This is a genomic window from Microbulbifer sp. THAF38, from assembly GCF_009363535.1.
Classification (GTDB): Bacteria; Pseudomonadota; Gammaproteobacteria; order Pseudomonadales; family Cellvibrionaceae; genus Microbulbifer.
The window spans coordinates 3,688,080-3,700,726 of the sequence record NZ_CP045369.1; the positions used below are offsets into that span (position 1 = coordinate 3,688,080).

A 12,647-nucleotide genomic window follows, 5' to 3' on the forward strand; every position below is an offset into this window, starting at 1 on the left:
CAGTCGGTCCTTAGATGAAATTTCTTACAGTGCAATATTGCCCTGGCAAGCTCGTAGGAAAATATCGCGATATTCCAGGGCATTGAAAGAGATAGGGTTACTACTTGCGGAGGGGTCTTCCGCGGCCATACAACCGATCTTATCGGCATCATCGGTTTTAATGCCGATTTCCATTAGGGTATTCGGGATACTCAATTGCTGGCGCAGACCAACAATCCAATTCAGCACCGCATCAAAACCACTTTCGAACCTGTCTTTGCCCGTTAATTGCAGTGAGAGGGCCAACTGCCCCATGGGAATCTCTATGGCGGGCCGGTTGGCTACGAGCACATAGGGCATCAATATGGCGTTGAGTAAACCGTGGTGCTTGTCATAGAGGGCACCGAGCGGATGTGCCAGGGCATGAATGGCTCCCAAGCCACGCTGAAATGCGGTGGCCCCCATACAGGAGGCCACCAGCATCTGTTGGCGGGATTTCAACTCAGTGCCAATCATGTAAGCACGGGGTAAATAGGTTTTAATCAAACGCATCCCCTGCAGTGCGATGCCCTCTGCCATGGGGTGGTAAATGGGGGAATAATAAGCTTCCAGGTTATGCGAGAGTGCATCCATGCCGGTGGCGGCAGTAATCTGGGGTGGTAACCCCAGAGTCAGCTCTGCATCCAATATAACGATATCCGGTAATAGTTTGGGGTGAAAAATCAGGCGTTTCAGCTTCGCCTGCTCATCGGTTATGACCGCCACCCGCCCGACTTCCGAGCCGGTGCCTGCGGTAGTGGACACGGCGATTACCGGGACCATACCGTCGGGGTCCACGCGTTTATAGTTATCGCCAATATCTTCAAAATCCCAAATGGGACGACGCTGCCCAGCCATCAGAGCAGTCGCCTTACCGGCATCTATGGCCGAACCACCACCAAAGGCGATTACACCATCGCAATTTTTATCTCGTAACAGCTCGACGCCACAATCAATATTCTCACCGTTAGGATTCCCTTTGATTGAGGAGAAAATCTCTATCTCTAAGCCATATTCCTTGCAAGGCTCTAATGCGCGTTGAAGCAATGGCATGCCTGCAATATCGGGATCGGTTACCAGTAAGGGGTGCTGCATATTGAGTTCAGAGCAGGCTTTGGCAAGGTCTGATATCCGGCCGGGACCAACCCAAATATTGGTAGGAAAATTCCAGTTCACCCGGTATTTATCCACATTAGCCTCCCTGCCTTTACCGCTTAAACATTTAAAATTTCTAGTTATCCACAGAGTTTATGCATTTTGCCGATCGGATAAGGATAAAAAACTGTCTGTTCATAACCTCACTGCTGTCTAACTATCTAACCTGTAAAAGCTCGGCGCTATTATCCATGGGCCAAACTCCAGCGGAAAAAGCACGATTTTCATTTTAGTAATTGGACCTATAAAATCAGCAGACGCATCATTAATCGACTACATCCTCAACAGGCTCGATAGATTCAATCACCTTAGTCACTGGTGTGAAATCTGCCGAATTACAGTCACCCTGAAAATGCGCAATTAGCAGATCATGCCCATTCCCCAGGAACCAATTTGCCAAACACCTTCCTTCCGATGAAAAAGTGACAAAGTAGCCTGAATATTTGCCAATCTGAACCGAAGATACTGGATGTTCCACCGGATGGTTTTTTAAAAATGCGCTGGGATCACCTCCACTACTCAACATTCCTTTTCTGAGAATGAAGGCCATCAGGTTACCCGTGTGCCCCTGACGAAAACCAACCCCTACATCATTATTGTAAGGATCTTTGTACCTCGACCAGCCATCAGGAATCTCTAAAGTAATATTTTCATAAAGGTAAGGTTCCGCGCTTGATGCCAGAGGATAAATTAAAAACAATCCATAAATACAACAAGTAATCCGCCTCACAAACTTTCCCTCTTTACTGGTTTACTAGCCCCCAACTTTAAAGTGAAATGATTTGGGCCTGGTTAGCTGCTCAAATCCAATTCTGGACAAGGTACATCCCCTGCCAGACTGTTTGACTCCAGTCCAGGCCAACTCCGGGTCCAGGTAGTCGCAGCGATTGAGGAAAACGGTGCCCACTCGCAAGTAATCTCCAATTGCCAGGGCAGTTTCTTCATCTCGTGAAAAAATAGCTGCGGTAAGGCCAAAGCGGCTGTTATTCATCAATTCTAGAGCCACACCATCGTCATGGACTTTTTGCACCCCCAAAACAGGACCGAAAGATTCCTCGCGCATTAGCCGCATTTTGTGGCGCACACCGGTGAGTAATTGCGGCGCCATATACTGAGTGCCGCGTTTGTCCTTGGAAAATTTATTACTCTGAAGGTGGGGCTGGGCGCCCTGTGCCAGTGCTTCGTCAATTTGAGCGCGCACTTTGTCGGCAGCCTCCGCATTGACCAACGGACCCAGGGTTGTTTGGGGATCATCGGGCCGCCCCAAGTGGTAGTCACCCACTAATGTAGCGGCACGCTCAACAAATTCATCAAACAGATTTTCATGCACATAGGCGCGCTCAATACCACAGCAGGACTGACCGGAGTTAAAAAAGGCACCATCCACAACTGCTTCTACCGCCTGTTCAAGGTCTGCGTCTACCCGCACATAAGCCGGATCTTTACCACCCAATTCCAGCCCCAGCTGGATAAATCGGCCAGCAACAGTGCGCTCAATATTCGCCCCCGCATCTACAGAACCGGTAAAAGCAATATGTTGAATTTCATCAGCACAGGCTAAACGTTGTGTATTTGAATGATTGAGATGTAAAAACTGAAAGACCCCGTAGGGCAGGCCCGCCTCCCTAAAAGCCTCCACCATGCGCTCCGCGCATAAAGGCGTTTGCGCAGAGTGTTTTAATATGACCGCATTGCCTGCCAGCAGGGATGGCACCACTGCATTAACCGCAGTTAAATAGGGATAGTTCCAGGGGGCGATCACCAGGGAAGTCCCCAGCGGCTCACGGCGTATAAAACGGGAAAACCCCGGCTTGATTGGCAAATGGATATCTTCAAGAGCCTCTTCCGCCAAGTTCGCCATGGCGATGGCACGCTCAGCAAAGCCATCTATTTCTCCTGGCGCATAGCGAATGGGCCTGCCCATCATCCAGCAGATTTCCTCTGCCAGTCGATGCTTTCGCTCAGTAAAAAATTCCACCGCACGGTGGACTATGGCGATACGCTCTACCATAGGGGTCAAACGCCAGGCCCTTTGCGAAGACGCCGACCTATCCAGGGCTACACGAATTTCGGCCTCGCCAGCCAGGGCCCGCTCTAGATACACACTGTTATCAACAGGGGAAATACAGCGCAGGTGGTGCATTTTATCTATCCGTTATCGCCGGTATCACCGGCATACATTGATATTCCTTCAATTTAAAAAAACCACTGAAGCGCACTGTTAGAATGCCATTTAAATAATTTCGAAATACCTATCCAATTCCCAATCGGTGACGTGGCGGCGATACTCGCGCTCCTCCCACTCACGGCTGGCGGCGAAGTGCTCAATAAATTCGCTGCCGAATAATTCGTGGGCGGTCTCCGAATTTTTTAAACGCTGGGTGGCATCCCACAAAGTGGTGGGTAATTCCTGCTGTGCCTCTTGTGCCAGGGCATAGGCATTACCTTCAATTGGCACACTGGGTTGCCACTGTTGCATTACCCCGTAAAGGCCGGAACCCAGGGCTGCAGCCAGCGCCAGATAGGGATTGGCATCCGCAGCGCCCAAGCGGTATTCCACCCGCTGTGATTTTTCACTGCCGGGAATAGCTCGCAGCGCCGTGGTGCGGTTTTCCACGCCCCAGTTCGCACCGGTAGGCGCCCAAAAACCCGGAACCAGGCGTCGATAGCTGTTAACAGTAGGGGCGAACAACGCCAGGAATTCCGGCATCAGGCGTTGCTGGCCGGCAATAAAGTGGCGCATGGTTTCACTTATCCCCTGGGGCTGGGAGCCATCAAAGAAAGCGGCACTGCCACTATCCAGATCTCGTAGCGACAAATGAATATGGCCACTCTGTCCCGGGTAATCACTGCTCCAGCGAGACATAAAGGTGGCCATCAGGCCCATACGTTGCGCCAGCACCTTCATAAAGGTTTTAAACAGTGCGGCTTTGTCCCCGGCAGCCTCTGCACTATCCACGGCAATGGCCGCTTCGAGAACACCCGGGCCGGTTTCTGTGTGGAGCCCCTCCAGAGGAAAATCCATGCACTCACCCATATCGAGGATTTCTCGGTAGAGTTCGGCGTGGACCGAGTTGCGCAACATTGAGTAGCCAAACCAGTCCGGTGTGAAGGGCTTCAGGTTGCGAAAACCCTTTTCCCGTACCGACGCGGGTGTTTCATCAAATAAAAAGAACTCATATTCCAGGGCCGCGAAGGGTTCAAATCCAATAGCCCGACACCGGTCTACCACGCGCTGTAAAGCCGCGCGAGGGCAGACTACCTGGGCTCGCTCATCAAACTCCGCCAGAAACAACAGCATATTGTCTTCAAAGGGAATATCGCGGCAACTGTGCGGCAAAATGCGTACCGGCGCATCCGGGTAGCCCGTATGCCAGCCGGTATAGCGGGTGTTATCGTAGAGCTGGTCTTTGACATCCCAGCCCAATACCACATCACAAAATGAGAATCCCTGCTCCAGGGAAGAGAAGAATTTTTCGCGACTCATATATTTGCCGCGCATCACCCCATCCAAATCAAACAGGCCCACTTTGACATGACTGAGGCCGCGCCCCTCAACGATGGCTCGAGCCTCCTGAACGGTTTTTACCTCCCGCGCTTTGATCATGGCCTTCCCTGCCCCATTGTTGTTATCAATGACCTACAGGATAGACCCGCCAGCCGAGCCTTGACGCCCCATATTTCCTTTAGGGGCGTGGCTTTCAGCCGTGCCGAACTGCATATATAATCCGCGCTCCAAATTTTTCGTTTTACCCAGTTCAGGAACAGCAATGAGCTTCGACAAGATCCCCGCAGGTAATGACCTGCCCAGCGATATCAACGTAATCATCGAGATCCCTGCCAACTCCGACCCCATCAAGTACGAGGTGGACAAGGACTCAGACGCCGTATTCGTGGATCGCTTCGTTGCCACTCCCATGTTCTACCCGGCCAACTACGGCTATGTACCCCAGACTCTGTCTGAAGACGGCGACCCCCTGGACGTGCTGGTAGTAGCACCCTACCCGGTAATGGTTGGCTCCGTGATCCGCTCTCGTGTGATCGGCGTTCTGAAAATGACCGATGAGTCCGGTGTTGACGCCAAGCTGCTGGCGGTACCTCACACCAAACTGACCAAGCTGTACGATCACGTTCAGGAAATTGGCGATTTGCCCGAGCTGCTGCTCAAGCAAATCGAGCACTACTTCGAAAACTACAAGGCTCTGGAAGCCGGCAAGTGGGTGAAAGTGGAAGGCTGGGCCGACGCTGAAGAAGCGCGCAAAGAAGTACTGGCCTCCCGCGAGCGCTACCTGAAAGAAGAAGGCTGATCACAGCTTCTTTAAAGCCCGGCACGATTTTGTATTGGCCGGGCTGACAGGCATAAAAAAACCGGCATTTAGTCGGTTTTTTTATGCCTGGGCGTTCCCTGTAATGGAAACTGCAGAAGATCTAATTGAGATCCCACTGGGGAATACTGACCGCTACAGCGGCTGTCTCAGCCCGCTCGCTCTCATCCAGTAACAACCCCTCCGCCGCACGTAGGCTGATATGTTCAGTGGACACCTGCACTTCCACCACCGGCTCGCGCTCATGATCTTTCACCAGGTTGCCCTCCATAGGCGCAAGCGTCCAGTTGGGGACAAGAGGCTCTTCTGATTGCGATACCTGCGTTGGCTCAGCAGTCTTGGATTCTGACGCACGCTTGGCGATATCAGAACCGCCCTCATTCTTGAGAACCACCTGAGCACCAACCTTGGCCAGGGTGGCTTGAAATTGCTCCGCCTGGGCGCGGCTGAGTCCTTTGCGAAGTACCAGCGGCCGACCACTAAACAGTTTTTCCACTGCCTGGGGGCTGCTCTTAAACAGGCGCGCCAAATTGGCCTTCACATCACCGGCGGTAAAGCCGGCAATCAGGTCGCCGTGAAAAATCAGGCTATAGGTGGCTTGGCTCATCACTCAATCCCTATGTGTAATGCTGGTTGGATAATGCTAAACGTGGCTACTTTATTCTTCGGAGCCCAGGGTTTGATCCATGGTCAGAGCGGGGGCGCCCTCTATACGTCCTCCCACTTGACGTGCGGGAACACCAGCCACCGTGGTGTGATCGGGAACGTCCTGTAGAACCAGGCTACCGGCGGCTATCTTCACATCCTCACCCACCCGCACAGGCCCCAGGATCTTGGCTCCGGCGCCAATCATCACGCCGTGACCAATTTTCGGGTGGCGATCCCCAGAACCGCGGCCGCTGCCGCCCAGAGTCACCGAATGCAAAATGGAGACGTTGTCGCCCACTACCGAGGTCTCTCCCACCACCAAACCCGTGGCGTGGTCAATCATGATACCGCTGCCAAACTTGGCCGCGGGATGGATATCCACAGCGAACTGTTCCGACACACGGCTCTGAAAATACAGCGCCAGAGTCGTGCGGCCCTGATTCCACAGCCAATGGGCGATACGGTGCGACTGCAGTGCGTGAAATCCCTTGAAGTAAAGAAAGGGGGTGAGGTATTGGTCGCAGGCGGGGTCCCGGTCATACCAGGCACAGATATCCGCCAACATACTGCGGGATATACTTTTATCTCCCTGTAGGGCGGAGGCGATCACTTCCTGCAAGGCGGTGGACGTGAGCGCATTGTGATCGAGGACTGAAGCTAACTGGTCGGCAATCGCGTGCTCAGGTGACTTGTGGCGCAGCACGGTATTGTGGAAGTAACTCGCCAGAATCGGCTCATCCCTGGCGGCTGCGGCAGCCTCTGCGCGCATGGCACTCCATACGTCTCTGGGCTCAGTTTGGCTGTCGATAATCTGTTCCTCACCTTTCTTACTCATTTTCCCAGCGCTTTCCTTCCCAGTGCCGCCTTATTGTATCTAATCTGCTTGAATCTAATCTGGGCCCCTGAGCTCGCGCAGCTTCGCAGGAATATCAGGGGCTTTCAAGCGCCACTCATTTTAGGAAACCACTGCAGAATCCAGTGGCGCAGATCTTTCTCAGAGCGGCATTTCTGCCGGATAACAGTGATCTGGAATCCACACAAAGCGCGTATAGATGTGCTCCAGTTGATCGCAAATCGTATCGCACAGCGCCAGGTCACTGGAGCGCAGCTGCACTTCCAGGCGCTCCAGGGTCAACAGGTGCTGTAGCTCCAGGGCTCGCGGTGCATAGCTCAAATGCCAGCGTTCCGGTGCCACGCCACCGCGATCCTCGGCATAGGGGCGAAAAAGGCCGTAACTCTGCCCTGTAGCTATGCGCTGGTCCAGCCACTGGTGAAAGGCACCGAAAACCCCATCATCAGACACTTCTTGTGGGGTTAGCTGTACCTGGTAGTCCTCTGCTACAGCAGCGGCATCGATAATATCGAAATCTGTACCCCAGTGATGGCGCGAGGCACCGGGTAATGCCGACCAACGCAGTATGGCCAGCACCAGCTCCTCCTGTGGCAGCTCGGAGATTTCAAGCGCTTCTCCATCGTTGTTAAGCACCGGGCGCTGCCCCTGGGCTTTGCCATTCCAGATGGTGCGCTGGCGCTCAAAACTGCGAAAACCGGAGACAACCTTGGGGTCAAAGCCGGCATCGCGCGCATCGCGCCGCAGGCGTTGAAAGGCGACCAGGGCCTCCGGGTGCAGCAGCTGCCCAGAGGGAGGATCGAGAATAACGTGATGATCCGTGAGCCCGAAGAGCATGCTCTTTAGTGGTGTGGATAACATTTGACTCCTATCGGCAGGCGATTCTTATTGGGCGGTCTAAAGTGAGTAAACACCCGGCTACTCTACCAAAGAGCGGCGTGGAATAAGTGAGCCCACCGCAATTTGCTAGATAAAGTAATAGGCGCTGTCTTAAAGCCCACGGCGGTAATCTTTGTTGGCAGTTTGTTAATGTATGTTAAGTTCAGTCCCGCGATTGAGGATTGATCGCAACCACTGGACGGAAAACCTTGCAGGGAAAACTGAATGCACCCCAGTCAATCAGAATTACTCAAGCTGAAAAATTTGGGGCTCGCCTCCGTCAACATCCTTCACTCCATTGGTATTCGCACCTACGAAGACCTCCATCGTATTGGCCCGGTTGAGGCCTTTATCAGTATTCGCAACCGCGGCATCAACGCCTCGCGTGTCATGCTCTATGCACTTCAAGGTGCCCTCCTCGACGTCCACTGGAACGACCTGGATCCGGATCTCAAGCAGCAGCTGGTCACTGAAGCCGATCGCCTGCTAGCCACGCAGAATTCTGACTAGGGCCTGCCCCTAAAACAATAGAAGGAATACACTGCCTACCGAGCTGTGGGAAGCCTGTGGTATGAGTGCCAATAAAGAGCTAAGAGGAAGCTGTTTCCGGCGGACCGCTAAATCAACACGTTTTTTATTATTTCCGCCCCGGCAGCAACACGAAATTTTGTCACACAAACCACCACACCCTATCTAAACTTGTCTAAGGGCAAAAAGACGGAGAGAGCCGATGTTGCGCATTGGACTATTCCTGCTGACTAACCTGGCGGTATTGGTTCTAGTCGGCATTATTTTCAATATTTTCGGCATTGGCGGCATCCTCCAGGCCAATGGTGTCGACCTGAATCTGGGTGCATTGCTGCTTCTCTGTGCGCTATTTGGTTTTGGCGGCTCTTTTATTTCCCTGTTTCTGTCCAAGAGCATCGCTCGTATGAGCACCCGCACCCAGATTATCACCGAGCCGCGCAGTGCCGACGAGCAATGGCTGGTGGAAACGGTGCGCGAGCTATCGCGCAAGGCCAATATCGGCATGCCGGACGTGGGGATTTTTCCCATGCCCCAGGCCAATGCATTCGCCACCGGATGGAATCGCAACAACGCCCTGGTCTCTGTGAGTGCCGGGCTATTGCAACGCTTTAGCCGCGAAGAGGCGCGCGCGGTGATCGGCCATGAGATCGGTCACGTGGCCAATGGCGATATGGTGACCCTGGCGTTGATTCAGGGAGTAGTGAACACCTTTGTGATGTTCTTCGCGCGCCTGGTCGGCTTCTTTGTCGACCGTGTGATACTGCGCAATGAGCAGGGCCTGGGTATCGGCTACTACGTGACCTCCATCGTGATGGATATAGTCTTTGGCTTCCTTGCCATGTTTATCGTCGCTTGGTTTAGCCGCCGCCGGGAATACCGCGCGGATCACGCCGGCGCCACCCTGGCCAGCCCCAACTCTATGATTGCCGCACTGCAACGGCTCAAAGTGGAATCTGAGCGGGGTCACGAGGAACCGCTGCCGGGCAATATGAAAGCGTTCGGTATTTTCGGCAATATGGGCGCACTATTAGCCACCCATCCGCCCTTGGATGATCGTATCCTGGCCCTACAAAACTTCCGCAAGTAATAGCCAGGTTGCTGTTTACACGCTTCGGGGGCGGGTTTTAATTCATTGCCGCGCCCCCATCTTCACTCCCTCACAGCGAGCACAGTAAACTTTTCAGTAAAGTGATAAAGCGAAGACGGCAACCCATGACACCGCTTAAAACTCTGCCCATTATTCTGTCGGCCCTTTTGTTCTTTTTCACCGCTCCCCTGTACGCAGAGGTACCGGAGTTCGCCACCGATGACGAGCGCAACACCATGCAGGTGTTTAATTTTGCCAGTCCATCGGTGGTGTATGTCACCAATGAAACTCTGGTTCGCGATCGCAGAACCCTGCGCCTGCACGCGGTGCCCAAAGGCGCCGGCAGTGGGTTTATCTGGGATGAGCAGGGGCACGTGGTCACCAATTTCCATGTCATCGAAGGCGCGCGCCAAGTTACCATCACCCTGCAGGATCGCAGTGAATGGCCCGCCACACTGGTGGGTACCGCACCGGAAAAAGATCTAGCTGTATTGAAAATCGAAGCGCCGAAAGGATTGCTCAAACCTCTGGTAGCAGGCACTTCAAGCAACCTATCAGTGGGGCGCAAGGTACTCGCCATCGGCAATCCTTTTGGCCTCGATACCACCCTAACCACCGGAGTGGTCAGCGCACTGGGGCGAGAAATCGAAGCCGCCAACAACCGCACCATCCGCAATGTGATTCAAACCGACGCCGCCATTAACCCAGGAAATTCCGGCGGCCCTCTGCTGGATTCCCTCGGCCGCCTGATCGGTGTAAATACCGCTATCTATAGCCCCAGCGGCGCCAGTGTGGGTATCGGTTTTGCCATCCCGGTGGATACCGTAAAGAAAATAGTGCCGCAGCTAATTAACTACGGCCGCCTGGTACGACCGATTCTCGGTATCGAATCGGCGCCGGACCAATGGAGTAGCCGCTACGGCTTTGAAGGTGTTGCCGTGCTGCGCACTGCGCCCGGCCTGCCGGCGGAAAAAGCCGGGTTACAGGGCATCTACCGCACACGCCAAGGGGGGTGGCAACTCGGAGACGTTATCGTGGAAGTCGAACAACAGCCCGTCCGCAGCTACGACGACCTGCTCAATGCACTGGAGAAGTACCGCGCCGGGGACCAGATTACCCTGGGAATAATGCGCAACGGGACAATCCGCTACACCTCTATTACACTCGCCGCTCCCCAGTAAACAGGGACAGAATCCGGCGCGTTTCTCCCCTGAGCAACACACCTGGGAGTGCGCGCCGTAATAACCAATAAATAATTGCGCCTAAGGCCGACCAGTTATGCAGAAATACTTCCTGTGTCGTTACGATGAGTTAACGGAAGGACAATCCAAGGGCTTTTCCCTCGGCGATACCGCCGCCGGCACCGACAATGTGTTTGCGGTAATGAAGGGTGGTGAGGTTTTCGCCTATAAAAACACCTGCCCCCATCGCAGTATCAATCTCGACTGGCAGGAAGACCAGTTTCTCGATCCCGATGGCGCATTGATTCAATGTGCATCCCACGGCGCACTGTTCACCATCGAAACCGGCGAATGCATTGCCGGGCCCTGTACAGGGGATTCTCTCACGCCTGTGCCAGTGGAATACGCTCAAGACGGCCTCTACGCCCTACTGCCGGAATAAACTGGCCTAAATAAAATCGCAGGAGTGAGATTTTATTGGCTGGGCGAATTCCGCCCAGCCAATAAAAACCAAGCTCTCTCAGCGAAATGGCAAAGCTTCGCTTAGAACAATTTCAGTGGCATTCATCTGTGCCTTGTAAGCGAGCACCTGCACACCGGCAGACAAAGCGCTGTCGAGAGCCTTGGCATAAACGGGGTCGATCTCTCTCGCTGCCTCTACGCTATCTATGCCACTGTGCTGTACACAGTAAAAAAGCACTGCACGCACACCGTTCTCAGCCAACTTCTGTAACTCACGCAGATGTTTGGCACCGCGAGCACTTACCGCATCGGGAAAATAACCGCGCGGCCCATCTGCAAGAGTGACATTCTTGACCTCCACATAGCAGTCGCCGGCATCGCCGGACAACAGAAAATCAATACGACTGTTTTCCTCGCCGTAACGCACTTCCCGACGCAGGGATTCATACCCTTGCAGCTCACTAACTACACCGGTGTTTATGGCCTCTTCCACCAGGGCATTGGCGCGCCCGGTATTGACTCCGGCCAAGGCGCCGTCTGGAGTTGTACAGATTTCCAGCGTGTGACGGTACTTGCGCTTGGGATTGCCCGAATCCGAATACCAACATGCGCCTCCTTCAACCCAACAGTTTTTCATAGAGCCTGTATTTGGGCAGTGAATCGTGAACATCTCGCCATCCGCCGTCTCCACATCTGCGAGGAAACGCTTGTAGCGGCGCAACAGGGTGGCCTTTTGTAACGGAGGAGAAAACTTCACTGGCTGGCACTCTTGTACATTTCGGCGCCACAAAATAGCAGACAACTATTTGTGGCGCGAATCGCGCATATTTGATAGCTTCCTCGCTCTCGGTCGCCGGGGGTCTCGGTAACCGGGGCAAGGATTAGCCTGCCACCGCAACTGCTTGAATAGGTGAAAAAAACATCACTCAAAAAGATTCCGGTCTAGGCTAGATTGAATTTGGTGGTATCGCCCCCATTAACGGGGGTCCGTAAAGAAAGAGAGGCAACGACTATGCCCAAAACTGCTGCGAGCACCGATTCTCTGCACGGCTTTGAGCCCTACAAGGAGACTAAGGGCGAAGAGTACATGAATGAGAAGCAGCAGGAGCATTTCCGCAACTTGCTGTTGGCCTGGAAGGCCGAACTGATGGCGGAAGTGGACCGCACCGTTTCCCATATGAAAGACGAGGCCGCAAACTTCCCCGATCCCGCCGATCGCGCGAGTCAGGAAGAAGAGTTCAGCCTCGAACTGCGCACCCGCGATCGCGAGCGCAAGCTGATTAAGAAAATCGACGCCACCCTGGAGCTGATAGACCAGGATGACTACGGTTTCTGTGAAGCTTGCGGGGTTGATATTGGTATCCGCCGCCTTGAAGCGCGCCCCACTGCAACCCTGTGCGTGGACTGTAAAACCCTGGCTGAGATCAAGGAAAAACAGCTTTCCGGCTGATTTTTTCCCTTCGCATTGCGGCGATCACCCCAGATCGCCCAGCTGGACAGGGCGGTCGACGGGA

General features: G+C 53.7%; 14 protein-coding genes. 6 read left to right on the top strand and 8 right to left on the bottom strand.

Annotation, left to right across the window (positions count from 1 at the left end):
- Window positions 1-24: 24 nt before the first annotated feature.
- The 4 genes from FIU95_RS15980 to FIU95_RS15995 all read right to left on the bottom strand — a co-directional run bounded on the left by FIU95_RS15980 (window position 25) and on the right by FIU95_RS15995 (window position 4,780).
- A complete protein-coding gene (locus FIU95_RS15980; RefSeq protein ID WP_152454709.1) occupies window positions 25-1,209 on the bottom strand; it encodes an iron-containing alcohol dehydrogenase in 1,185 nt (394 codons plus the stop codon).
- Between the two features lie 229 nt (window positions 1,210-1,438).
- Entirely contained in the window at window positions 1,439-1,903 is a 465-nt protein-coding gene (locus FIU95_RS15985) for a hypothetical protein (RefSeq protein ID WP_152454710.1), read from the bottom strand.
- 24 nt (window positions 1,904-1,927) lie between these two features.
- On the bottom strand, window positions 1,928-3,316 hold the full coding sequence (locus FIU95_RS15990) for an aldehyde dehydrogenase family protein (protein WP_152454711.1): 1,389 nt from the start codon (window positions 3,314-3,316) through the stop codon (window positions 1,928-1,930).
- A gap of 90 nt (window positions 3,317-3,406) precedes the next feature.
- Complete coding sequence (locus FIU95_RS15995) at window positions 3,407-4,780, bottom strand: glutamine synthetase family protein (RefSeq protein WP_152454712.1); 1,374 nt, start codon at window positions 4,778-4,780, stop codon at window positions 3,407-3,409.
- A 163-nt stretch (window positions 4,781-4,943) separates the two neighbouring features.
- Here FIU95_RS15995 and ppa point away from each other — a divergent pair, with 163 nt between their 5' ends.
- Window positions 4,944-5,480: an inorganic diphosphatase gene (gene ppa / locus FIU95_RS16000; RefSeq protein WP_152454713.1), complete on the top strand. Its 537-nt coding sequence runs from the start codon at window positions 4,944-4,946 to the stop codon at window positions 5,478-5,480.
- A 121-nt stretch (window positions 5,481-5,601) separates the two neighbouring features.
- On the opposite strand, the gene FIU95_RS16005 is transcribed toward ppa, so the two are convergent.
- From FIU95_RS16005 to FIU95_RS16015, 3 genes are all read right to left on the bottom strand, one after another.
- A complete protein-coding gene (locus FIU95_RS16005; protein WP_152454714.1) occupies window positions 5,602-6,105 on the bottom strand; it encodes a hypothetical protein in 504 nt (167 codons plus the stop codon).
- Window positions 6,106-6,156: 51 nt separating this feature from the next.
- Window positions 6,157-6,981 (bottom strand): serine O-acetyltransferase, encoded by an 825-nt coding sequence (gene cysE, locus FIU95_RS16010; protein WP_152454715.1) that lies wholly within the window; start codon window positions 6,979-6,981, stop codon window positions 6,157-6,159.
- A 159-nt stretch (window positions 6,982-7,140) separates the two neighbouring features.
- Window positions 7,141-7,857, bottom strand: a complete 717-nt coding sequence (locus tag FIU95_RS16015; RefSeq protein ID WP_253868686.1) for a M15 family metallopeptidase — start codon at window positions 7,855-7,857, stop codon at window positions 7,141-7,143.
- 243 nt (window positions 7,858-8,100) lie between these two features.
- On the opposite strand from FIU95_RS16015, the gene FIU95_RS16020 reads away from it, so the two are divergent.
- The 4 genes from FIU95_RS16020 (at window position 8,101) to FIU95_RS16035 (ending at window position 11,113) form a co-directional block, all read left to right on the top strand.
- Window positions 8,101-8,385 (top strand): TfoX/Sxy family protein, encoded by a 285-nt coding sequence (locus FIU95_RS16020; protein ID WP_152454716.1) that lies wholly within the window; start codon window positions 8,101-8,103, stop codon window positions 8,383-8,385.
- Between the two features lie 220 nt (window positions 8,386-8,605).
- Entirely contained in the window at window positions 8,606-9,490 is an 885-nt protein-coding gene (htpX, locus tag FIU95_RS16025) for a protease HtpX (RefSeq protein ID WP_152454717.1), read from the top strand.
- A 125-nt stretch (window positions 9,491-9,615) separates the two neighbouring features.
- Window positions 9,616-10,671 carry a S1C family serine protease gene (locus tag FIU95_RS16030; protein WP_152454718.1) on the top strand — a complete coding sequence of 352 codons (1,056 nt, stop codon included), beginning with the start codon at window positions 9,616-9,618 and terminating at the stop codon, window positions 10,669-10,671.
- 97 nt (window positions 10,672-10,768) lie between these two features.
- Window positions 10,769-11,113, top strand: coding sequence for a Rieske (2Fe-2S) protein (locus FIU95_RS16035; protein ID WP_152454719.1), 345 nt, complete (start codon window positions 10,769-10,771; stop codon window positions 11,111-11,113).
- Between the two features lie 78 nt (window positions 11,114-11,191).
- Here the strand turns inward: FIU95_RS16035 and sfsA are convergent, their stop codons facing one another.
- Window positions 11,192-11,890: a DNA/RNA nuclease SfsA gene (sfsA, locus tag FIU95_RS16040; RefSeq protein WP_152454720.1), complete on the bottom strand. Its 699-nt coding sequence runs from the start codon at window positions 11,888-11,890 to the stop codon at window positions 11,192-11,194.
- A 255-nt stretch (window positions 11,891-12,145) separates the two neighbouring features.
- Between sfsA and dksA the strand changes: the two genes are divergently transcribed.
- On the top strand, window positions 12,146-12,583 hold the full coding sequence (gene dksA / locus FIU95_RS16045) for an RNA polymerase-binding protein DksA (RefSeq protein ID WP_152454721.1): 438 nt from the start codon (window positions 12,146-12,148) through the stop codon (window positions 12,581-12,583).
- Window positions 12,584-12,647 lie beyond the last annotated feature (64 nt).